Raw genomic sequence first — 20,939 nt, forward strand, 5'->3', positions numbered from 1 at the left:
GAACATCGGCTACGTCAGCCAGAACACGTTCCTGTTCTACGGGACGGTCAAGGAGAACATCGAATACGGGACGTTCGACGCGAGCGACGAGGATATCGTAGAAGCCGCGAAAGCCGCCGAAGCACACGAGTTCATCAGCGGCCTCCCCGACGGCTACGACACCAAAGTCGGCGAGCGCGGCGTGAAACTCTCCGGCGGGCAACGTCAGCGTATCTCCATCGCCCGTGCCATCCTGAAGGACCCTGAAATCCTCATTCTGGACGAGGCGACCAGCGACGTGGACACGGAGACGGAGATGCTCATCCAGCGCAGCCTCGACAAACTCACCGAGGACCGCACCACCTTCGCCATCGCCCACCGTCTCTCGACCATCAAGGACGCGGACAAGATCGTCGTCCTCGAAGGCGGCAAAATCGTCGAGCGGGGACGACACGACGATCTCATCGGCAACGACGGTCTCTACGCACACCTCTGGGGCGTGCAGGCCGGGGAGATCGACGAACTCCCACAGGAGTTCATCGACCGCGCCGCCCGCAGAACCGCACGCACCGACGCCGACGACTGAGAGCGCCACATCCGCCCTGCTGCTGTCCGTTCCTACTGCCGTCCGTGCCGATACCGCTTTCCGCCTTTCTCGACCGCGAGGTCCCGCTGCCGGGAGAGCGTCACGTCCGCCCGTCGTTCGTATCGTCGAATCTCCTCGTCCCGTCGTCGGTGTCGTGTGTTCGCTAGTTCGCGCTGCCGTCTCCAATTCCGATCTCGGGGACCGCCGTACTTCGGCACGTCCCCCGTGTTCGATTCCCGCTCCGTTTCGCCCCGACTGGATTCGGGCACCGCACCGGCGTCGTCTTCGTCCCGTTCCCGTCGCTCACGCGCTTTGTGCATTTTCCGCCGTTCGCGTAGTTCCCGCTCACGCCGTTCTCGTGCACCCATCTCCGCTTCCTCGGGTTCGTCTTCCGAAACCCTGTTTTCGTATCGTCCTCGATACGACGGTCGTTCCGCCGGTCGTTCGTACTCCCTGTTGGCGCGTCGGTCGGCGTCGGATCGGGATGGTCCGTCGGGTGGATGCGGCGGAGTCGGTTGCTCCGCCCGGGGTTCGTGTTCGTTCGTGTCCGCCTCTGCGTCCGGCGCGTCGTGTTCCTCACCTCGCTCGGATTCGTTCCCGGATTCAGATTCGTTCCCGGGTTCGGATTCGCCCCCTGGAATTCGTTCCTCGGGGTCGTCCGTGTTCTCGTGAGACACCATCCGAAGAATCTACTCGAAAATCGCGAATAAACCGGCGTGACCGTTCAGATGGTTTGGGTGGTTCGGGTGGTCGTTTCGAATCGAGTAACGCGGGGTTTCCTCATCCCCGTGGTGATGCCGTACTCGTCGCCGGAGGGGACTCCAAAAATTCGACGCCGTATTCGGCCAACCATGCGAGCGTCGTCCGCACTGCGGCCGGGTCGGCGACGCGATAGCTCGCGACCGTCGGCGGTTCGTGTCCGACTTTGACGCCGAGTCCCGACTCGGGCAGTACGTCGAACGCGTCCTCGTCGGTTCGGTCGTCGCCGACGTACAACGGCAACCACGTCTCCGCGTTCGGAACGCGGCGGTCGTACAGCCACCGAATGGCTCGGCCCTTGTGCCACTCGACGTCGGGGCGCAGTTCGATGACCTGTTTCCCGGTCGTGACACGGACGTCCTCGACACCGCGAACGGCATCGCGCACGAAGTCACGAACTTCGGGGACTCGATCGTCGTCGGCGAGTCGGTAGTGAACCGACGCGGTGACACCCTTGTCCTCGACGAACGCGCCGTCGACCGTGTCGAGTCTGGAATCGAGGGTGGAGCAGAGACGGGCGATATCGCCGGCCGCGTCCTCGGCAACTGAATGGGTGTGTCGGTCACCATCGGAGAAGAGTTCCAAGCCGTGATTCCCGGCGTAGGCGATGCCGTCGACATCGACCCGCTCTCGGAGGTCGTCCAGTCCCCGACCGCTGACGATACCGACCTCGACATCCGGGGTATCCCGAAGGGCTTCTATCACGACACGCGTCGCCGGTGGAAGCGTCACCTCGTCGGGGTGGTCCTCGATCGGCGCGAGCGATCCGTCGAAGTCGAACATGGCGAGCATTCCGTCGGCATCCCGCAATCGCGTGACCAGCGCATAGAGGTGGTGCCGAAGCGGCTCAGGTACGTCGTCGTTCATCGTCCTCGTGGTGACTCCGCTGCGATTTCACGACCGCGACGAATCGCTTCGATAGTCCGGAACTGAGCGTTCATCCATGCGTATACATCGTTCGATTGTACTTGTTTTTTGAGGCCATACATCCTGCGTTCACGATCCGCTTGGGGAAGCGAAAGTGCTTCCTCGATAGCGTCGGCGAACCCTTTGGTGTCGTGTGGATGTACCGATACCGCCTCGTCGCCGAGTTCCCCGTTCGCGCCCGCCAACTCGCTCAGCAGGAGGACGCCCGGTTCGTCCACCTGTGAGGCGATGAACTCCTTCGCCACGAGGTTCATCCCGTCCCGGCGAGGGGTGACGATGCCGAGGTCGGCTTCACGGTAGAGCGCCGCGAGGCCTTCCTTCGGAAGGTGTTCTTTCAGGTAGACGATGGGTGACCAATCGTCGGTACCGAAGCGGTCGTCGATACGCTCGATTTCCGATTCGACGCGACCCTGTAGCTCCCGATACGCACCGATTTGACTCCGACTCTCGGACGCTTTCTGGACGTAGGTGAACTCGCCACGCCATTCGGGATGTCGCTCCCAGAAGCGTTCCAACGCCGAGAGTCGTTCGGGAATCCCCTTGGTGTAGTCGAGGCGTTCGACGCCGATCGCGAGCGTGTCGCCGACGGCGTACTCCTCGCGGAACTCGTTCCAAAACGCGGTCGCCTCCGTAGACTCGGCGAGGCGCTCTCTCTCGACCGCATCGATACCAAGCGGGAAGGGTCGGACGAACGTCCGTCTTCCATCGTAGACGACGCTCCGGGTCGCCCTATCGACCCGGGTTTCGGGAAGCATCGCGGCACAATCGAGGAAATTCTGGCAGTAGCGCTCCGTGTGGAAGCCGAGGAGGTCGTTTGCGAGCAAGCCATCGAGCAGTTGCTCGTACTGTGGACACGTTTGGAAGACGTCCCACGATGGCCACGTGATGTGCCAGAACTGCATGCAAAACGTATCGGGACGTTCCTCGCGGACGTGTCGAGGAGCCAATCCGAGATGATAATCCTGAAACCAGACTACGGAATCGGTGTCCGTCTCGTCGATGATGGCGTCAGCGAAGGCGCGGTTCGCCTGCTGGTAGTGGTCCCAGAACTGCTCCTCGGCGTTCATCTTCTCCAGGTCGATGTGACAGATAGGCCAGAGCACTTGGTTGCTGTAGCCGTAGTAGTAGCCCTCGACCTGTTCATCGGAAAGCGGGACACGCCGAATCTCGTAGGCCGGAGACTCCGGCGGAACGCTGACGCGTCCGTCCGTGTCGGCCACGTCGAAGTCCGCGTCGCCGCTCCCCCACGCAACCCACGTTCCGCCAGCGGATTGCATGACGGGGTCGAGTGCCGACGTGAGACCGCCCGCCGGGCGGTTGACGACGATGTCACCGTCCTCACGTTCGTGGCTGTACGGTTGGCGATTCGATGCGACGACCAGTTTTTGGTCCCCCAAGTGCGAGGAAACGGTTTCGGCAGCGGACCGTTCCCCTGTCATGATTTCACCCGTTGTCGCGGGTGGAATTTCCGGTCGAGACCTGCACGTCTGTACTCATTCATCAGTTGTCGGTGGGTCGTGACTGCGACGAATAAGCCAGTCGTCCGTTCATCCGGATTCGACGTGAAAAACGATAGTAACAGGCGATTACGACTCCCGTAACCGCGACCTGATCATCGGAAACTCCTGCTTGTTCGGCTACCGTATGACTTCAGAACGACTCTTGGTCGGGGTCTTGTTCCGTAGTTTCCGCTCCGCCCGCTCCACGGTCGGAGTAGCGTTGACGACCCACTGCGTCGCTATCGGCCATGTTCAATATCGATTGCCGGACGTCATCCGCGGACTCGTACGTCTCGTCGAGCGGGCCGATGACCTCTTCGAACGTTTCGGACCCTCTCGGATACTCTATTTCGTACTCGCCGTATTCCGAGACGAGTTCGTCCACGTCGGCGGGATAGTCGTGGTCGTCGAGTTTCTCGCTCAGTTCGCCCAGCTCGATACCTTGTTCGCGCTCTCGGTCAGACATGAAAAGAACGACATCGGAGAGTTAGTAAGTCCTTCTGGCCCCGATTCCTAATCCGGCGGCTACAAGACGATTCCCGTACACGAATTCGATATGCATCTCTCCGACGCGACGTGGACCGACGCCGACGGCGTGGACACCGACCTCGCGCTCCTCCCCGTCGGAAGCACCGAACAACACGGTCCGCACGCACCGCTCGGCACCGACTGGTTGAACGCCGAAGCGGTCGCGAACGCGGGCGCGGAGGCGTACGACGGCGAAGTGGTCGTCGCCCCCCCGATCCCCGTCGGCGTGAGCGAGGAACACCGCCAGTTCACGGGGACGCTCTGGGTTTCGGAGGACACATTTCGCCAGTACGTCCGCGAAACGGTCGCCAGCCTCGCCCATCACGGCTGGGACCGCGTGATCATCGTCAACGGCCACGGCGGCAACGTGGCCGCGCTCCGTGAAGTCGCCGGAACGATCACGCGTCACGACGAGGCCTACGCCGTCCCGTTCACGTGGTTCGAAGCCGTTGGCGACCACCGGAGCGACATGGGCCACGCCGGGCCGCTCGAAACCGCGTTCCTCCGTCACACCCGCCCTGAACTCGTCCACGAGGACAGGATCGAGGAGGCACGCGAGGGTGCCAGCGACGGCTGGGGCGAATGGGTGTCCTACACCAATCTCGCCTTCGACAGCGCGGAGTTCACGGAAAACGGCGTCGTCGGTGACCCGGAGGCGGGCGACGAGGAGCGCGGCGAAGAACTGTTGGAACTGGCGACGCGGTCGCTCGTGAAGCTTCTCACGGCGGTCGAATCACGCGACGTGCGCCGCCCCGAGCACGAGTAGTTTTCTCCTTACTCCTCGTCCTCTTCTTCTTCGACTTCCTCGTCGGCCGCTTCTTCTTCCTCTTCCTCTTCTTCCTCTTCCTCTTCTTCTTCGACTTCCTCTTCGGCGTGCAGTTCCTCCAGCGACCCCTTCAGGCTCGGAATCGTGCTCGCCAGTTCGCCGACCTGCTCGCGGGCGTCCTCGATGTCCGAGATGGCGCTCTCGATGGTCTCGATTTCGGCTTCGAGATCGTCAGCGTCCTCGAAGGCGTCCGCGCGCTGTCCCATCGCGTACCACTTCTTCGCGTCGTGCAGGTGCTCGGCGGCGTCGCCAACGTCGAGCGCCGACCGAAGCGCGTTGAGCGCCCCGAGCGTGTTCTCGGCGTCGGTCTCCCAGACGGCTTCCACGGGTGGCAGTTCCTCGCGGGCGGCCGCGAGGTTCTCCTCCACGTCTTCCCGCATTTCGTTCGCCGCTTCTCCGAACAGTTCGTCATCGAACGAGGATTGGCTCATGTCACTTGATTAGACGGGATCGCATTTAAAAGATAACCCGAAACCGGAAGTGAAATCCCACCTTTTGCTGCGTGAGCGCGGCGTCACCGCGCTCACTGGCAAAATCTGGACCAAAACCTCGGTGCTCCCTACGGTCCGAGCCGAGTCCACTCGCTCACATTCGTTCGCTCGCGGCGGAATTGCTGGTCTCCGCGGAAAGTCGGATAGTCCATCGCTCTCGTTGGTCGCTAAGCGAACTCGATTTTTAACGTTTCAATTTTCTCGAACCGACTCGATTTTCATCAGCGGATAGCCGTCTTCCATCTCCATTCGGGTGACGACTTCGGTGCCCTCGTGGTCGATGACGATTTCGACTTCGAGGTATCGACCAGTCAACTCGGTATACCCAGCGGAAGTCGCTTCCTCGCCTTCGGCGAGACTGCCACTTCCTGGCTCCCCCTCGCGTTCGCTCGCGGGAACGTGCTCTATCTCCTCGGCCAACTTCTCGGTCAGGATGTCCACTTCGACCGATTCGCAGAACGGCTGATTCTCGATGCTCTCCTCGATTGCGCGTTCGAGGCTGGCGGCGCTGTCGGGGCTGACCGGCGTTCCGGCGAACTGGTGATAGAGCGCGCCGAACTTGATTCCGGCTTCGAAACAGGCCGCGTCTCGGGTCGTCGGTTCCATACCTCGGGAGAGGCGCTGGGGGTTAAAGTTCGTGATGACATGGAACACGGAGCACATTTACGTGTTCACCTCTCACCAAAACACATGGATTACAGTTCTGCACTCGACAGAGGCATGGACGCCGTTCCGGAGTTGGAGACAAGCGACGAGCGATTCAGCTATCCGGACCCGGCCGTACAGAAGGACGGGTCGTTCACACGACTGACCAATTTGGACGACATCGCCGACGCGCTTTCGCGTGACGGCGAGCACGTCCACAGTTCCGTTCAGCGCGAACTCGGGACCAGCGGGAAGTACGAGGACGGACAGGCTCGCTACAGCGGGTCCTTCTCGGTATCCGACTTCGAGACCGCGCTGGACGAGTACGTCGAGGAGTTCGTCATCTGTTCGGAGTGTGGCCTTCCGGACACCCGTCTCGTGCGCGAGAACCGCAACCTCATGCTCCGCTGTGACGCCTGTGGTGCGTTCCGTCCCGTCACGAAACGAAGCACGACGAACCGAACCCAACAGCGCGATGCCGTCGAGGAGGGTCGAACCTACGAGGTCAAGATCACCGGCACCGGACGCAAGGGCGACGGCGTCGCCGAACGCGGCAAGTACACGATTTTCGTTCCGGGCGCACAGAAGGGCGACGAGGTGCAGGTGTACATCGAGAACGTCAACGGGAACCTCGCGTTCGCCCGTCTCGCGTAGGAAGATATATCGCGGCACGAACGGTCCCAGTCTCGCGCCGCAAAATCGCATGGTTCTTATCGAGGTTGTGCCTCTAGCCGACTGAATGGACGATCCCGTTCTGCTCACGGGTTCCGAGGGCCGCGTCGGGACGGCGATTCTCGGCGACCTCGAATCGAAATACGAGTGGCGATTGCTCGACAGGGAACCGCCAGCGGCGGAACCGTCTCACGAGTTTTTCGTCGCCGATATCACCGACTACGATGCCGTTTACGAGGCAGTGGACGGTGCGGGGGCGATTATCCACCTCGCCGGGGACCCCCGTCCGGAAGCGCCGTGGAACAGCGTGCTCGGCAACAACATCGATGGGACACACACCGTCCTCCAAGCGGCAGTGGACGCTGGCGTCGAGAAGTTCGTGTTCGCCTCGTCGAACCACGCCGTCGGTGCCTACGAGACCGAAGAGCGTACCCCCGACCTCTACCGGTCACACGACGAGTTCCGACTGGACGGCACCGAACTCCCCCGTCCGAGCAACCTCTACGGCGTCAGCAAGGCCGCCGGGGAAACGCTCGGTCGATACTACCACGACGAGTTCGACATCAGCGTGGCCTGTGTCCGAATCGGTAATCTGACCGAAGGCCACCCGCCGATAGATTACGAACGCGGGCAAGCGATGTGGCTTTCCTACCGCGACTGTGCCCACCTGTTCGACCGCTGTCTGTCGGCCGACTACGACTACGAAATCGTCTACGGCATCTCGGACAACGACCGGAAGTACTACTCCATCGACCGAGCGCGTGAGGTCCTCGGCTACGACCCGCAGGACAACTCCGCACACCACGACTGATTTCTATCTCCCATCAGTTCGATTTTAACGACTCACTCCCTCAGTCACGACTATGACCGACGACTGGCACGATCACGACTGGCCGGTACTCGAATCGAAAGCCGAGTACGAAACCGGGTGGTACACCGGCGGCTACGACCTCGTGGAACAACCCGACGGGACGACGAAGAAGTACTACTGGGCCGACCTCCCATCCGCGGTCGTCATCCTCGCAATCGAAGACGGGCAAGTAGTTTTCGTCGAGCAGTACCGCCCCGTCATCGGGGAGACCTGTTTGGAGTGCCCTGCTGGAATCGTAGAGGACGGCGAGTCCTACACGGCCGCCGCGGGACGCGAACTCCGCGAAGAAACCGGCTTCGAGGCCGCCGGTCTCTCGTTGCTCGAAACGTTCTGGGTCGCCACGGGTGCGCTGCGCCACGAGCGAGGCATCGTCTTCGCCGAGGGACTGACCCCGACCGAGCGAAATCTGGACGACAACGAATTCCTCTCGGTGCGGACGGTTCCGGTCGAGGACGCCCTCGCCGCGGCCCGTGAGGACCCGGCCAACGACGCGACCATCGAAGCGCTCCTGCTCGCCGACGAAGAGGGCCTCCTCGACGCATGAACTGGAAACTCCACGCGCGACGTGGGGTTTCGCTTCTCGGCCACGCGGTCGGGTACGACACCCTCGAACGACCGGACGGAAGGACGGTTCGTCGGTCTTGGTTCGACCCGCCGGACGCCGTGGCCGTCGTCGCCCGAACCGGCGACGAAGTCGTCCTTATCGAGGAGTACCGACCGCGACTCGGTGAGCAAGTACTCTCCTGTCCCGCCGGGCGGATGGAACCCGGCGAATCCTACGAGAGCGCCGCAAAGCGGGAGTTGTACGAGGAGACCGGCTATCGAGCGGGGACGGTCGAACTGCTCGAAACGTACTACCCGTCAGCGGGCATGCGAAAACAGCGGGCCGTCGTCTTCGCCTCGGATCTGATGGCGGGCGACCAGCACCTCGAATCCGACGAGTTCATCGACGTTCGGACGGTTCCGGTCACGGAAGCCATCGACGCGGTCCGCACCGGTCCGACCTGCGGGTGGGGATTGCCGCCGCTCCTGCTCGCCCGTGAGGAAGGGTTGATTTAGATACCCCGACCGGGTCGCTTATTCGGCCCGCTCCCATATCCCCCGTCGATGGACGGCGAAATCTCCACCGAAGACGTTCACGACCTTATCGAGTCCGAGGAGGACGTTCGTATCGTCGATATCCGACCGGAACCGCAGTTCGATGGCGGTCACATCCCGGGCAGCGAAAACATCCCGTTCCACACGCTTCCCAGGCGAATCAGCGAGTTGAACGATGCCGACCGCGTCGTCACCGTCTGCCCGCTCGGAAAATCGAGCGTCCAGGCCGCGCGACTCATCGGCTCCTACGAGGGCGTCTCCGGAGACGTGCCGGTTGAAAGCATGGCCGGTGGGTTGACCGATTGGGAGTACGAACTCGAATCGTCTGATGGCACCGAACGGGAGCAGGACGCCCCGTTCTGAGTTTCGTTGCGGACGGCTATCGCTCACGTTCGAAGACTGCGAAAAATGGGGTGTAGTATGCTGATATCCGACCAACAGGCGCTCGTCAGGCGACGTTGAACCCGCGGTCGCGGAGGAAATCCTCGACGCGTCCGGTATGGTTTCCTTGAAGCTCTATCTGACCCTTCTCGACCGTGCCACCGCAGGCAAACTTCGACTTCAGGTCCGAGGAGAGACTGTCTACGTCCACGTCCTTTGGGTCAAATCCTTCGATTATCGTTACCTCTTTTCCATAACGGCGCTCGTCGATGCGGATGGTGATCTGCTGGGATTCTTTTGCGACGTCTTCACAGACGCAAAGCTCCTGAGGCAGCCCGCACGTCGAGCAGACTTCCGACATTACGCATGGGGCTACGAAACCAACCTATTAAACATTGTCGGGTATGTTGCCATATCGAACGGTCGTTACCCGCTCGTCCCGTCCGGCGTGGACCCGCGAACGATCTCGTTTACGAGAGATACCGCTTCGTCTGCATTCTCGCGTGTCACCTCGCCCGCGTACTGTGCCCGTTCGTACAGCGATCCGACACGTCGTGCCCGCTCGTCGATGCCAACGTGTGAGAGCGAGGCGAGGTACTCGCGCGGCGTCTCGCCCGGGCGACGTTTTCGATGCTTGCGTGACAGATAGTACTCCAACCTGTCGAACGCGCGCTCGACGTCGGTTCCGGGGTCCTCGCGCGGTTGCCAGCGCATCCACACGGTTCGGTACGCCCACTCGATGAGACCCATCCGTCGTGCCGTGAGCAGCAGGCCGACGAGTAGCAAGCCGCCGTAGAGCGCCTGTGATTTCGAGGGCAGTTCGATGGGGATACCACCGCCGCCGCTTCCGAGGGCGCTCGCGTTCGTCGTTGTCGTCGTTGTCGTCGTCGGGCCACTGGTGCCGAGTTTATCGCCGACGTTGCCACGGCCGTTCGGACCGGTGGAGACGTTCGACCCATTCTCAGGGCTAGTCGTCGTGGTCGTGGTGGTCGTCGTGTCGGATGTCGTGGTGGCGGTCGTCGTCTCCGGCGTCCACGTTCCGTTCTGGCTTCCCGCCGTATCGACGCCCGATTTACCGTTTCGCCGTGCCTCGTCCACGATTTGCTGTTCGGCGTCCGAGCGCTGTGTGGACGGGGTCGGGTCGAAACGAACCCAACCGGTGTCCGGGAAATACACCTCGACCCACGCGTGCGAATCGAGGCCGCGGACGACCCACGTGTCCTCGTCCGTCCGCTGTCCCTGCGTGTAGCCCGTGGCGAACCGTGCGGGAATGCCCTGTGTCCGGAGCATGGCGGTCATCGCCGTCGCGTAGTAGACACAGTAGCCTTTGTCCATATCGAAGACGAACGAGTCGGCGATGTTGCCGTCCGGCCGCTTCACGTGGAGCGAGTACTCCTTGTTCTCCTCCAACCACTGTTCGATGGCGGTGGCTTTCTGATACGGCGTTTTCGCGTCGGCGGTTATCTCGTCGGTCTTCGTCGTCAACCGCTGTGGCGTACTGCCGGGGAGGCGGGTGTACTGGTGCTCGATATCGCTCGGATACGCCGTACCGGCCTCGTTCAATCCGGATGGGGACGCCGACGGGACTTCGCTGACGACGCTGTACGAACTGCCGTTCGTCAACGGCCGTGTCGGCGAGAGGCTCCCAGCACTGCTGATTCGCGTGTTCGATCGCTGTTGTGAGCCGATGACTTTGATGGGCTTCCACGCGGCTGGCATCGCGTCCACCTGTTTCGCTTTGACGGTGAACGTCTGTCGCACCGTGTAGGACTGACCGAGCGACGACTGCGCGTGATAGGATTGGCTCTTCCCGGTCCGTATCCAGTCGTCTCCAGTGTATCGGTCGTAGGATGCGACCTTCCAGTAACTCCCGTGGTTCGCCGTCACCGTGTACTGTACCTTCGGTGAGAGTTCGATACTCCCCTGAATCGAAAGCTGTGCGCTGTTGCTGATGAGACCGCCACTACCGCCCGAGCCACCACTGCTCTGACTGGGGAGAATCGGACTCGCTCGACCGCCGGGGACGACGCTCATCGTGGCGGACAACAGTACCATCACGATCAGCGCGACGACCAGCACGTCGATCTGCCCGACGGTCCCGCCGTAGCGAACCATCGTCCCGAAGGCGACGATGCCGAGCGCGCCGAGCATCCCGACGAGCGTCACGAACGACCCGGCGTCACCCGTGAGAACGAAGAAGCCGAGTGCCGCGCCACCTGCCGCAGCGGCGAGCATGTATCGCCGTCGGAAGACGAGATACCACGGGACGAACACGGTTGCCGGTGCGACGCCCAACGCCCACGTTCCGACCTTTCGCATCTCCAGAATCGACAGGCCGGTCAACAGGGCGATGTTGTCGGCGACGATGTGACCCGTCTGAGAGAAGACGTCCACCCCTCCCGGAATCGTCGTGTAGTAGCCGAACATCCCGCCAGCGAGCAATAGCGCGCCGATACCACTGGCGACCCATTCGGGGACGACCCGGGCCAGGAGCGTCGCACCGATGAAGGCACCAGCGACGAGCAGAAGCAGGGTATCCGTATCCCCCGCGATGTTCGTGATGTCGTAGAGGACCTTCAGCGACGACCCGATGAGAACCGCCGTCGAAGCGATGGCGAGGCCCTGATACGGAATCGTCACGTCGCCGATAGAGAAACCGCGTGCCGTGCTCACGGCACCTCACCTCCATCGGCCCGCACCCCGTCGAGGGCGCTCGTCCGTCCCCGTCGCGACGTGAATTCGTCGAACGACATGGTGTCACGGCCCCACCGAATCGTCACGTCCCGTCGGTCGGTCAGTCCGCGAACGAGCAGGTCCGCGTGCGCTCGCTCGCGTTCGTGCACCTGTCCGCTCTCCATGTGTGCGAGGACGGTGAGAATCCGCGTCCGCTGGTCGGTACTGCCATCGGGTCCGACGTGACCGTCGGGCGTGGTCACCCCGACGGAGACCCCGACGTCGAGCAGGGCCGCCGCGATACTCGCCGTCGCGTCCGCGACGGCATCGACACGACCCGCGTTCGCTTCCGCCACGATCCGTATCTGCTGACTCTCCTCCTGCGGTTCGAACTGCCGAACGAACATCTCCCCGACTGGCCGCTTCGCGCTCGACTTCCAGTGGATGTCCCGAAGCGGATCACCCGCTTGGTACTCCCGCAGTTGGTCGAACTCGCGTCGTGCCGCGTTCGTGTGACTGTCTTCGAGCGCGCGTGCGGTCGTCACACCGTCGACTGGTTCTACCCGTGGGAAGACGAGAATGGACTCCCGGATCTGATGGGTGAACGTCTCCTCGAACAGGCCGAACACGTCTTCGGCCACGACCCGCACCGGGCCGATGGTCTGCTCGCCACGCTTCGTGAGGAGAACGTCGAACTCGACCGCGGTCTCGCCGATGCTGGTCTCGATGGGGCCGCCATCGTACTCCAGTCCGTCGGCGAGTTCCAGATCGACGGTTCCCGCGAACGGGTCCGGCGCGTCGAAGTCGAGCGTTATCGTCACCGCTTCCTCCCGGGACCCGACGTTCGGCGCTGACACGTCGAGTTGTGGGCGTTTCGTCCGCTTCAACTGGATGAAGCCGACGAGTATCGCCACGAGAAGCGGGGCGACCACGGCGTTCAGCGACCGAGCGCCGAACGAGGCGGCCAGCGCGAATCCGGCGACACTGACGGTGATGAACACCCATGCACGTCGCGTCAGCATCTCACTCCACCGGGACGTTGTCGAGGGCGTTCCGAATCATCGTCCGCCCTTCTTCACCGCCCATGACGCCCGTGTCACCCCGTACGCGGTGGGAGAGCACGACTTCGGCTTCCGTCTTCACGTCGTCCGGGATGACATATTCCCGACTGTCGAGGACGGCCCGTGCTTGGGCCGCACGGAGCAGCGAAATCGATCCTCGGGGGCTGACACCGAGTTGGCAGTGGTCGCGGGTGTAGTTCGCGAGTCGGGTGACGTACTCCCGGACCGGCTTTTTCACTGTTACCTTCGTGATCGTCGCCCTCGCCCGTCGGATGTCGCTCGCGCTCGCGACGGGGTCGAGTCGGCGAATCGGGTGTTCGCCGACGACGCGCCGGAGGACTTCCGATTCGTCCTTCGGATTGGGGTAGCCGAGCGAGAGCTTCTTCATGAAACGATCGATTTCAGCGACCGGGAGTTCGTACGTCCGGTCCTGTTCGATGGCGTTCTGCGTCGCGATGACCGTGAACGGGTTGGGAACGTCGTGGGTCTTCCCGTCGATGGTCACCTGCTCTTCCTCCATCGCTTCCAACAGGGCAGATTGGGTCTTCGGCGGTGCGCGATTGATCTCGTCGGCGAGGACGACGTTGCCGAATATCGGGCCGGGTTGGAACTCGAACTCGTTCGTTTTCTGGTTGAAGATGTTGACACCGGTCACGTCCGAGGGGAGGAGGTCGGGCGTGAACTGCACGCGTTTGAACGAACAGTCGATGGAGCGCGCCAACGACCGGGCGAGCATCGTCTTGCCGACGCCGGGAACGTCTTCGAGAAGGAGGTGGCCGCGCGCGAGAATCGTCGTCAAAATATGCTCGGCGGCGTCGTGTTGCCCGACGATAACGTGTTCGATGTTGTCGATGATACGTCCTGACAGGTCCGCCGCGTCCTGTACCGAGAGGGGGTCCGTGAACTCGTTGGTCGGCCGCTCTACGGGGGTCTGCTCTGGATCTTTGTTAGCTTCCTTCATGCTATGAATGCGCGATTGGTCGAAACGGGTCCTTTTGGGAAGTGGGGACGCTAGGGGGGCGTCTCCCTCGTTACGCGTACTATCGGAGCGTACCTTTGTAACTTTTGTCGCTACGCCAAGAGGTGTCCCGGTTACCCTTGAATACTTTGTGCATTGATGTTTCGAGGAGCTCAGCAGAAGAGATCGATTTTATTCGATCCATCATGTTTCCGAAATTGCTGTGTACGGAGAGAAGAGAGGTCGCTAGCTGACCGGACGGTATCCAGAAGTTCCACTGCTGCTCACCACTCCTTGCAGTCGGCACAGACCATCCCGTCCCCGTCGCGCCAGCGTTTCTCGACGCTGGACCCACAACACGCACAATCCGCGCCGTCAGGCGTCCAATCGTACGTCGCTCTGGCGGGTTCGACATCGTCGGAGTCCAATTCGGATACGTCCTCGTCGGTCCCGTCGGTCTCGTCGGTTTCGACCGGTTCTCCTTCTGCTCGCTCTTCAGTTACCGGTTCGTCGTCCACCTGCTCCCCCTCTCTCGATTCGTCCACGAACCGCTCGTCCGGTTCGTCCGCGATCCGCTCGTCCGGTTCGTCCGGTTCGTCCGTTGTCCCCGCGAACTCCGAGAGCGACGTATCCTTCGGCACGGTCCCGCCTACGAAGCCCCAAGCCGTAAGCGTGACGGAGCAACCAAGTACCCCCGGTACGCAGTGGCACGTATGGCAGGACTCATCTCGAACATCAGCGAACTGATTCGCCTGTTCGGCGACGTCGCAACGGCATCGGCAAACCCTATCCCAGCGATTTTGCTCCTGTTCGGGGCGATCTTCGTCGGCTTTTCCGTCCTTCTGGGAATTTACCTCGTCATCGGCGCGATCGGCGGCGTGATCACCGCCGATTCGCCCGGTCAAGCGCCGCCGCAGTGAGCGATATCGCTTCTTTTCGATCCGGACCGAGCGGCGACCCGGCGACGAAACTGTCGGTGTAGTCGAGCACGGCGGCAATTCTGTCAGCCACAACCTCGGGTTTCCCGGCGATACAGAAGGCGTCTATCATCGCGGGCGTGACGGCGTCGAACGCCGCCGAAAAATTTCCCGCGCCGATCTTCTCGCCGATTTCGGACGCCAACTCGCCGTCGATTCCGTGTCTGTCGAGCACCGGCCCTGCCGCACCGCCCGCGATGAACGCCACCGGTGGGCGGGCCGCTTCGCGCGCCGCTTCGCCGTCTTCGGCCACGCTCACGCAGGCGTACGCCGCGAAGTCGAACTCACCCCGCTCGTCGGGGCGTTCGTCCAACCCTTCCGCGATGCGCTCGCTCGCCCACTCGAAATCCCGCGGGTGCGAGGCGTTGACCAGCGCGCCGTCGGCGTGTTTCGCGCTCATCCGGAGCATGTGCGGTCCCTGCGCGCCGACGTACGCCGGAATCTCCCCTGCGTCGTAGTTCAGTCCGGCGTCCCGCGCGGTGAACGTCCCCTCGTGGGTCACGCGCTCGCCCGCCCAGAGTCGCTTCGAGACCTTCATCGTCTCCAGCACGCGACGAAGCGGTCGGTCGCGGTCGATGCCGAGGTTCCGGAGCGTGGAGCGGTCGCCCGCACCGACGCCGAACACAGCCCGGCCGTCGCTTGCTTCGTCCAGCGTTGCGGTACGTGAAGCGAGCGTGACGGGATGGCTCTCGTACGGGTTGACGACGCCCGGCCCGAGGCGGATGTCCTCGGTGACGTCGGCGATCCGCGAGAGGACCGTGAAGGGGTCGCGGTTGTTATAGTGACTGCTGGCGAACAGCGTGTCGAACCCCGCATCCTCCGCCGTCTCGCCGAGTTCGACCAGTTCGGAAATCGGGTCCTCGGGTGTGATCTCAATCGCCCGCAAATTCCCACCTCCGGAGCGCCTGCCGGACGAAATCGCCATCGACCGACCGGAACAGGTTGTCGCTTCCGCCGTGGTCGCCGAACTCCCAATCCCGAACGACGACGACCGGGAGGCCGTCGTCGCCCTCGCCGCTCACGAGGTTGGCCGCCGAGGCGAGTTCGTCCACGACGGATTCCACCGTCACTTCGAGTTCGTGGCCGTCCCTGTCGTGTTCACCCCGCCAGTCACGACTCGCCGAAATGCCGTCCCAACCGATGGCGACGCCGCGCTGGCCGTGTCGGAACGGTCGCCCGCAGGTGTCGGTGACGACGACGGGCACGTCGATCGGGAGACCGGAGCGAATCCGGGCGGCGCTCTCGTTCGGTCGCTTCGGGAGCAACAACAGGTCGGCATCGCCCGTGTTCGAGCGGTCGATGCCCGCGTTCACGCCGATGTGGCCGAACCGCGTCGAGGTGAGCAGAAACGGCGCTTCCATGATGAGTTCGGTGCTCTCCTCGATGACGGCCTGTGCGAACCGTGGGTCCTTCTCCTCGCCGGAGAGTTCGGATAGGCGACCGGCGATTTCCTCCGCCCGCGGACTCGCCGGAAAGTCGTCCAGGGTCGCCGTTCGTCCCTCGGCTTTCGAGACGATGGTGCTCGCGACCAACAACACGTCGCCGGGGTCGAGGTCGACTCGCTCCGCGACGAGCGCGGCGATGTCGTCGCCGGGTTCGACCTCGGGAATCCCCGGAACCGCGAAAACGTTCATGTCCGGTCGTTGGTGCGCGCCGATAAAAACCCGCCCGGAAGGCGCAAAACCGGTCAGCTTTCGTGTCGTTGTACCGAGCAGGCACCGTCTTCGACCGTCGCGACGAACATCGTCGCCGTGTCCGCCGGGACCGCACCCGTCGCACTCCCCGGATTCAGCAGGCGAACACCATCGACCTCCTCGTCCATCGGTCGGTGCGTGTGCCCGGCGACACCGACGACGGACGAATCGAGGTCGCCGTCAACCGCCTCGCGAACGATTCGTGCGACCCGGGATTCGTACCCACGTTTCGGGCCGGTCCCGTGCGTGACGACGAACGTGACGCCACCGATGTCGAGGGTCGTCACGTCGGGCAACCGAAGCGATTTCGGGTCGGTGTTCCCTCCCACGGCAGTGTAGTTCCCGTCCGTCAGTTCGTGTATCGACGCCAGCGCGTCGGCTGAATCGAAGTCCCCCGCGTGAATCGTGTGGTCCGCCCGAAGGATTCGGGTTCGTACCCAGTCGGGGATTCGATTCGCGCGTGACGGGATGTGCGTGTCGCTGATGATGGCGACCCGGAGCATGCGTCTTCGTTCGCGGTGCTGGTAGAAAAACATTAGAGCGGCGTCGGAACGCTTTAGTTCTCGCTTTCGAACGTATTAGTATGGGCGGCCGTTCGTCCCGACGAGACTTTCTGGGTGCTATCGGCCTCGGTTTGTCGGTGGTGAGTGCTGGCTGTAACACGCTCGAAGCGCAACCGGATCGGCAACAGCCGAACTGGTCCGTCGAACTCGACGGGATGCCAGCCCGGGCCAGATCCGTCTCCGACCACGGCCTCATTCTGGCGACGACGCTCACCCCGGACGGCGAACTCGGCCACCTTCGATTTTCGGGCGACTACGAACGACTCGCCGACCTGTCGAGAATCACCACTGCTCCCGTCGTTTACGACGGCCGGGCGTTCGTCGAGTCCGATGGAACCATCCGCTCCATCCCGATCGACGGCGGCGACCCGGTGCGGATGCACAGCGGTTACTTGGCACTTGGACGCTACGAACCGGTCGTCTCGGAGTCGCAGTTGTTCGGCATCGGCTACAACAACGAGTTCGAGAAATACACCGTCTTCGCCATCGATTTGGAGGCCGAACGAGTCCGGTGGATTCGTCCGTTCGGCAGCATGCAAGCGTCGATCGCCACCGACGGCGACCACGTTTTCGCGGCATCACCCTCGGGCATCGTCAGAGCCTACTCGGCGAACGACGGTGCGACGATTTGGAAGACCCATGTCGGGGGCGATGCGCGACTGACGTACCACGACGGGACGGTGTTCGTCGCGACCAACAGGGGGTTGGTCGCGCTCGACTCGACGGACGGAACACATCTCTGGCTCGCCGAGAGCCACTGGATTGCCTCCGTGAGCGCCGTCCCCGCGGTCGCCGACTCGACCGTCTACACCCTCCTCACCCTCTACTCGACCCACCACCGGAACATGTTCGCAACCGAGACGTATCTCGTCGCCTATCACGCGTCCGGCGCGGAGCGCTGGCGCACCCGCGTCAACTACGGAACCCCCCTCACGGTCACCGAGGATGCCATCGGCGTCGAGACCATGGAGGAAGTCGAAACCGATCGCGGAAACAGGAGGCTCAAAAGATATCTCTCCGTCTTCGCGACCGGCGGTAAACGACTCGTCAAATACGATCTCCCCGACCGGTCCACCATGCGCCCCCTCATCCGCGACAATTCGGTGATCGTCGGCTACGGCAACACCGTCGCCTCCTACGAGCGCTAGGACGGCGACGTGACTGTGATCGTGGCGACCAAGAAACGAGTCCGGAAGTCCCCTCGCTATCGCTCGTCGTCCCTAGTTTCGTACCGAAACCCATTCATTGATAATCGGTGACACCAAACACCCGACGATGGCAACTGAAGCCACCACAGAATCCACGTACGAGGAATTTCTCGGGGAAGTAAAGCGAATTTCGAACGTCCAGAACGCCGCCGGAATTCTCGGCTGGGACCAAGAAGTCGTGATGCCCGAAGGTGGCACGCCCGCCCGGTCACAACAGCGCTCGGCGCTGTCCGCGATTTCGCACGAACTGTTGACCGACGACGAGATGGGGGAGATGCTCGACGAACTCGAATCGGAGGACTTGGACGACGAGCAGGCCGCCGTCGTCCGCGAGGTTCGGCGGGAGTACGAACGGGCGACCCGCGTCCCCAGCGAACTGGTCGAGGAGATTTCGCGCACCACGTCCGAAGCCCTGCCGAAGTGGAAGCAAGCGCGCGAGGAGGACGACTTCTCGATTTTCGCGCCGACGCTCGAAAAACTGGTCGAACTGGAGCGCGAGTACGCCGAGCACATCGACCCGGACAAGGACCCTTACGAAGTACTGTTCGAGGAGTACGAACCCTACCTCGGCATCGACACCGCGGAAGAGACCTTGGAGCAACTCCGCGACGAACTCGTTCCGCTCATCGACGCCGTGCGCGAGAGCGATGTGGAACTCGCCACGCCGTTCCAGGGCACCTACGACGCCGAGATTCAGGAGGAACTCTCGCGCGACGTACTCGACACGCTCGGCTACGACTGGAACCGCGGCCGTCTCGACACCGCGCCGCACCCGTTCTCCAGCGGTACGCAGTTCGACGCCCGCGTGACGACGCGCTTCGACGAGAGTGACCCGCTCGGCGCGCTGATGAGCACGGTCCACGAGTTCGGCCACGCCACCTACACGCAGGGACTGCCTGACGAACAGTACGGCACGCCGCTCGGTCAGGCGCGCGACCTGACGGTCCACGAATCCCAGTCCCGCGTCTGGGAGAACAACGTCGGCCGATCGCGCGCGTTCTGGGAGAACTTCCTCCCGCTCGTCAAGGAGCGCTTCTCGGACGCAGAGGACGTCTCCGTCGAGGAGATGTACGAGGCCGCGAACCGCGTCCACGAGGACAACCTCATCCGCGTCGAGGCGGACGAACTGACCTACCACATGCACATCGTGGTGCGCTTCGAAATCGAGAAGCAACTCATCCGCGGCGAGATCGAAGTGGACGAGGTGCCCGAACTCTGGAACGACAAGTACGAGGAGTACCTCGGCATCCGCCCCGACACCGACGCCGAAGGCTGCCTGCAGGACATCCACTGGAGCCACGGCAGTTTCGGCTACTTCCCGACCTACTCGCTCGGCAGCGTCCTCGCCGCGCAACTGTACGCGAAAGCCGACGAGGACATCGACGACCTCGACGGCCAGATTCGCGCGGGCGAGTTCGACGACTTCCACGACTGGCTGACCACCAACATCCACCAGTACGGCTGTCTGTACACCACCGACGACCTCATCGAGCACGCGACCGGTGAGAGCTTCACCGCTGACTACTTCCTCGACTACGTGAACGAGAAGTACGGCGCGCTGTACGATCTGGAATAGACGCAAAATCGTTTTCGATTTTTCCGTTCACGACTCCGACGACGCGGCCGAATACTCGTGCACGAGTCTCGACTCCGCCCGATGGAGCACCCCGCTCACGGTCGATTTCGACACGTCGAGCAGTTCCGCCAGCCGCGTTATCGAACAGCGACGTGGCACCTCGTAGTACCCCTCCTCCACAGCGAGGTCCACGATTTCCGCCTGGCGCTCCGTGAGCAATCCGCTCGAATCGCCCGTCGTCCGAATGGCGACGATTTCGACGGCCGCACCCATTCCCTCCAGCGCCTGCTTCAATTCGACGATCCGCTCCCGCGTTTCCGTGACGCTCACGTCCACGGATCCGTTTCGAATCGTTACCGGATACTCCGGCATCGTCCCGGTGTCGCGGAAGATATCGTACGTCTCGTGCGACGTGGCTTCGTTCCGGAACACGATCTTTCCGTCGCCGTGCATGACGACCCGAAACGAGTCGATGGAGGGGTCGCGCTCCGCGCTCTCCCGCAGGTCGTCCACCGGGACGCGGGTCGTTTCCACGAGCGCGCTCGCACGCTCGTCGCCGCCGATACCGGACAGAACGCGGAATTCCGCGGCCTCGTATTCGCGCGATATCTTTCCGATCCAAAGACGCTCGGGGAGCGTCACCCGAAATCGAACGGAAGCCATCGACTCACTCTCCGCACCCCATATAAATAAGGCTACATGTGGCGTACCATATATTTGGACCCGACGGCCCAACCACCATTCGACGAATGATACACGACGAATCACCGTTCCAGCGGTCGATTTTCCATCCTACTCACTACCGATGATTCACGTTGACAGCCTCGATTTCGCGTACCCGAATGCCGAGAACGACACGCTTCGTGACCTCTCCTTCGCGGTCGATTCGGGCGAGATATTCGGCTTCCTCGGTCCCAGCGGGGCGGGAAAGAGCACGACCCAGAAAATCCTCACCGGACTGCTGGAC

At 62.7% G+C, this 20,939-nt stretch carries 26 protein-coding genes; 11 read left to right on the plus strand and 15 right to left on the minus strand.

Annotated elements, in window-relative coordinates:
- The coding region (locus tag WBV42_RS04075; RefSeq protein ID WP_423984898.1) for an ABC transporter ATP-binding protein at positions 1-565 on the plus strand (565 nt) is incomplete at its 5' end.
- A 32-nt stretch (positions 566-597) separates the two neighbouring features.
- Here the strand turns inward: WBV42_RS04075 and WBV42_RS04080 are convergent.
- The 4 genes from WBV42_RS04080 to WBV42_RS04095 form a co-directional block, all read right to left on the minus strand.
- Entirely contained in the window at positions 598-1,245 is a 648-nt protein-coding gene (locus tag WBV42_RS04080; RefSeq protein ID WP_423984899.1) for a hypothetical protein, read from the minus strand.
- A gap of 100 nt (positions 1,246-1,345) precedes the next feature.
- Complete coding sequence (otsB, locus tag WBV42_RS04085) at positions 1,346-2,191, minus strand: trehalose-phosphatase (RefSeq protein WP_423984900.1); 846 nt, start codon at positions 2,189-2,191, stop codon at positions 1,346-1,348.
- Positions 2,188-3,690, minus strand: coding sequence for an alpha,alpha-trehalose-phosphate synthase (UDP-forming) (locus WBV42_RS04090; protein ID WP_423984901.1), 1,503 nt, complete (start codon positions 3,688-3,690; stop codon positions 2,188-2,190). The genes otsB and WBV42_RS04090 overlap by 4 nt, the downstream gene beginning before the upstream one ends.
- A gap of 211 nt (positions 3,691-3,901) precedes the next feature.
- Positions 3,902-4,216, minus strand: a complete 315-nt coding sequence (locus tag WBV42_RS04095; protein ID WP_066144732.1) for a DUF5789 family protein — start codon at positions 4,214-4,216, stop codon at positions 3,902-3,904.
- 90 nt (positions 4,217-4,306) lie between these two features.
- Here WBV42_RS04095 and WBV42_RS04100 point away from each other — a divergent pair, with 90 nt between their 5' ends.
- The gene (locus WBV42_RS04100) at positions 4,307-5,044 is read left to right on the plus strand and encodes a creatininase family protein (RefSeq protein WP_423984902.1); all 738 of its coding nucleotides are present in this window, start codon (positions 4,307-4,309) and stop codon (positions 5,042-5,044) included.
- A gap of 8 nt (positions 5,045-5,052) precedes the next feature.
- Here WBV42_RS04100 and WBV42_RS04105 read toward each other — a convergent pair whose 3' ends face one another.
- Together WBV42_RS04105 and WBV42_RS04110 are read right to left on the minus strand one after the other, a co-directional pair.
- Positions 5,053-5,535, minus strand: a complete 483-nt coding sequence (locus WBV42_RS04105) for a DUF5790 family protein (protein ID WP_423984903.1) — start codon at positions 5,533-5,535, stop codon at positions 5,053-5,055.
- A 252-nt stretch (positions 5,536-5,787) separates the two neighbouring features.
- Positions 5,788-6,201, minus strand: coding sequence for a dihydroneopterin aldolase family protein (locus WBV42_RS04110; RefSeq protein ID WP_423984904.1), 414 nt, complete (start codon positions 6,199-6,201; stop codon positions 5,788-5,790).
- 84 nt (positions 6,202-6,285) lie between these two features.
- Between WBV42_RS04110 and WBV42_RS04115 the strand changes: the two genes are divergently transcribed.
- From WBV42_RS04115 to WBV42_RS04135, 5 genes are all read left to right on the plus strand, one after another.
- Entirely contained in the window at positions 6,286-6,894 is a 609-nt protein-coding gene (locus WBV42_RS04115; RefSeq protein ID WP_066144744.1) for a translation initiation factor IF-2 subunit beta, read from the plus strand.
- 85 nt (positions 6,895-6,979) lie between these two features.
- On the plus strand, positions 6,980-7,723 hold the full coding sequence (gene azf / locus WBV42_RS04120) for an NAD-dependent glucose-6-phosphate dehydrogenase Azf (protein WP_423984905.1): 744 nt from the start codon (positions 6,980-6,982) through the stop codon (positions 7,721-7,723).
- Between the two features lie 52 nt (positions 7,724-7,775).
- Positions 7,776-8,327 (plus strand): NUDIX hydrolase, encoded by a 552-nt coding sequence (locus tag WBV42_RS04125; protein WP_423984906.1) that lies wholly within the window; start codon positions 7,776-7,778, stop codon positions 8,325-8,327.
- Positions 8,324-8,842 (plus strand): NUDIX hydrolase, encoded by a 519-nt coding sequence (locus tag WBV42_RS04130; protein ID WP_423984907.1) that lies wholly within the window; start codon positions 8,324-8,326, stop codon positions 8,840-8,842. Before WBV42_RS04125 ends, WBV42_RS04130 begins: the two co-directional genes overlap by 4 nt.
- Positions 8,843-8,890: 48 nt before the next feature.
- Positions 8,891-9,244: a rhodanese-like domain-containing protein gene (locus WBV42_RS04135; RefSeq protein WP_423984908.1), complete on the plus strand. Its 354-nt coding sequence runs from the start codon at positions 8,891-8,893 to the stop codon at positions 9,242-9,244.
- A gap of 85 nt (positions 9,245-9,329) precedes the next feature.
- Here the strand turns inward: WBV42_RS04135 and yciH are convergent, their stop codons facing one another.
- From yciH to WBV42_RS04160, 5 genes are all read right to left on the minus strand, one after another.
- Positions 9,330-9,623, minus strand: coding sequence for a stress response translation initiation inhibitor YciH (gene yciH / locus WBV42_RS04140; protein WP_066144754.1), 294 nt, complete (start codon positions 9,621-9,623; stop codon positions 9,330-9,332).
- Positions 9,624-9,688: 65 nt separating this feature from the next.
- The gene (locus tag WBV42_RS04145; RefSeq protein WP_423984909.1) at positions 9,689-11,935 is read right to left on the minus strand and encodes a transglutaminase TgpA family protein; all 2,247 of its coding nucleotides are present in this window, start codon (positions 11,933-11,935) and stop codon (positions 9,689-9,691) included.
- The gene (locus WBV42_RS04150) at positions 11,932-12,957 is read right to left on the minus strand and encodes a DUF58 domain-containing protein (protein WP_423984910.1); all 1,026 of its coding nucleotides are present in this window, start codon (positions 12,955-12,957) and stop codon (positions 11,932-11,934) included. The genes WBV42_RS04145 and WBV42_RS04150 overlap by 4 nt, the downstream gene beginning before the upstream one ends.
- A gap of 1 nt (position 12,958) precedes the next feature.
- Positions 12,959-13,957, minus strand: a complete 999-nt coding sequence (locus WBV42_RS04155; protein ID WP_423984911.1) for an AAA family ATPase — start codon at positions 13,955-13,957, stop codon at positions 12,959-12,961.
- 281 nt (positions 13,958-14,238) lie between these two features.
- Positions 14,239-14,595: a DUF7573 domain-containing protein gene (locus WBV42_RS04160; RefSeq protein WP_423984912.1), complete on the minus strand. Its 357-nt coding sequence runs from the start codon at positions 14,593-14,595 to the stop codon at positions 14,239-14,241.
- A 72-nt stretch (positions 14,596-14,667) separates the two neighbouring features.
- Between WBV42_RS04160 and WBV42_RS04165 the strand changes: the two genes are divergently transcribed.
- On the plus strand, positions 14,668-14,874 hold the full coding sequence (locus tag WBV42_RS04165; protein ID WP_066144768.1) for a hypothetical protein: 207 nt from the start codon (positions 14,668-14,670) through the stop codon (positions 14,872-14,874).
- Here the strand turns inward: WBV42_RS04165 and WBV42_RS04170 are convergent.
- From WBV42_RS04170 to WBV42_RS04180, 3 genes are read right to left on the minus strand one after another with little or no spacing between them, the layout of a single operon-like run.
- The gene (locus WBV42_RS04170; RefSeq protein ID WP_423984913.1) at positions 14,837-15,817 is read right to left on the minus strand and encodes a 5,10-methylenetetrahydromethanopterin reductase; all 981 of its coding nucleotides are present in this window, start codon (positions 15,815-15,817) and stop codon (positions 14,837-14,839) included. The two genes, WBV42_RS04165 and WBV42_RS04170, sit on opposite strands and share 38 nt — an antisense overlap.
- Positions 15,804-16,565 (minus strand): coenzyme F420-0:L-glutamate ligase, encoded by a 762-nt coding sequence (locus WBV42_RS04175; RefSeq protein ID WP_423984914.1) that lies wholly within the window; start codon positions 16,563-16,565, stop codon positions 15,804-15,806. Before WBV42_RS04175 ends, WBV42_RS04170 begins: the two co-directional genes overlap by 14 nt.
- Before the next feature lie 53 nt (positions 16,566-16,618).
- Positions 16,619-17,128 carry a metallophosphoesterase family protein gene (locus WBV42_RS04180; RefSeq protein ID WP_253228833.1) on the minus strand — a complete coding sequence of 170 codons (510 nt, stop codon included), beginning with the start codon at positions 17,126-17,128 and terminating at the stop codon, positions 16,619-16,621.
- An 80-nt stretch (positions 17,129-17,208) separates the two neighbouring features.
- On the opposite strand from WBV42_RS04180, the gene WBV42_RS04185 reads away from it, so the two are divergent.
- Complete coding sequence (locus WBV42_RS04185; protein ID WP_423984915.1) at positions 17,209-18,336, plus strand: PQQ-binding-like beta-propeller repeat protein; 1,128 nt, start codon at positions 17,209-17,211, stop codon at positions 18,334-18,336.
- Positions 18,337-18,463: 127 nt separating this feature from the next.
- Positions 18,464-19,972, plus strand: a complete 1,509-nt coding sequence (locus WBV42_RS04190; RefSeq protein WP_423984916.1) for a carboxypeptidase M32 — start codon at positions 18,464-18,466, stop codon at positions 19,970-19,972.
- Positions 19,973-19,999: 27 nt separating this feature from the next.
- Here WBV42_RS04190 and WBV42_RS04195 read toward each other — a convergent pair whose 3' ends face one another.
- Positions 20,000-20,635, minus strand: coding sequence for a helix-turn-helix domain-containing protein (locus tag WBV42_RS04195; protein WP_423984917.1), 636 nt, complete (start codon positions 20,633-20,635; stop codon positions 20,000-20,002).
- Between the two features lie 142 nt (positions 20,636-20,777).
- Between WBV42_RS04195 and WBV42_RS04200 the strand changes: the two genes are divergently transcribed.
- Positions 20,778-20,939 (plus strand): ATP-binding cassette domain-containing protein (locus tag WBV42_RS04200; protein ID WP_423984918.1); only part of this gene is annotated, 162 nt, incomplete at its 3' end.

The organism is Haladaptatus sp. (assembly GCF_049589095.1).
Lineage (GTDB): Archaea > Halobacteriota > Halobacteria > Halobacteriales > Haladaptataceae > Haladaptatus.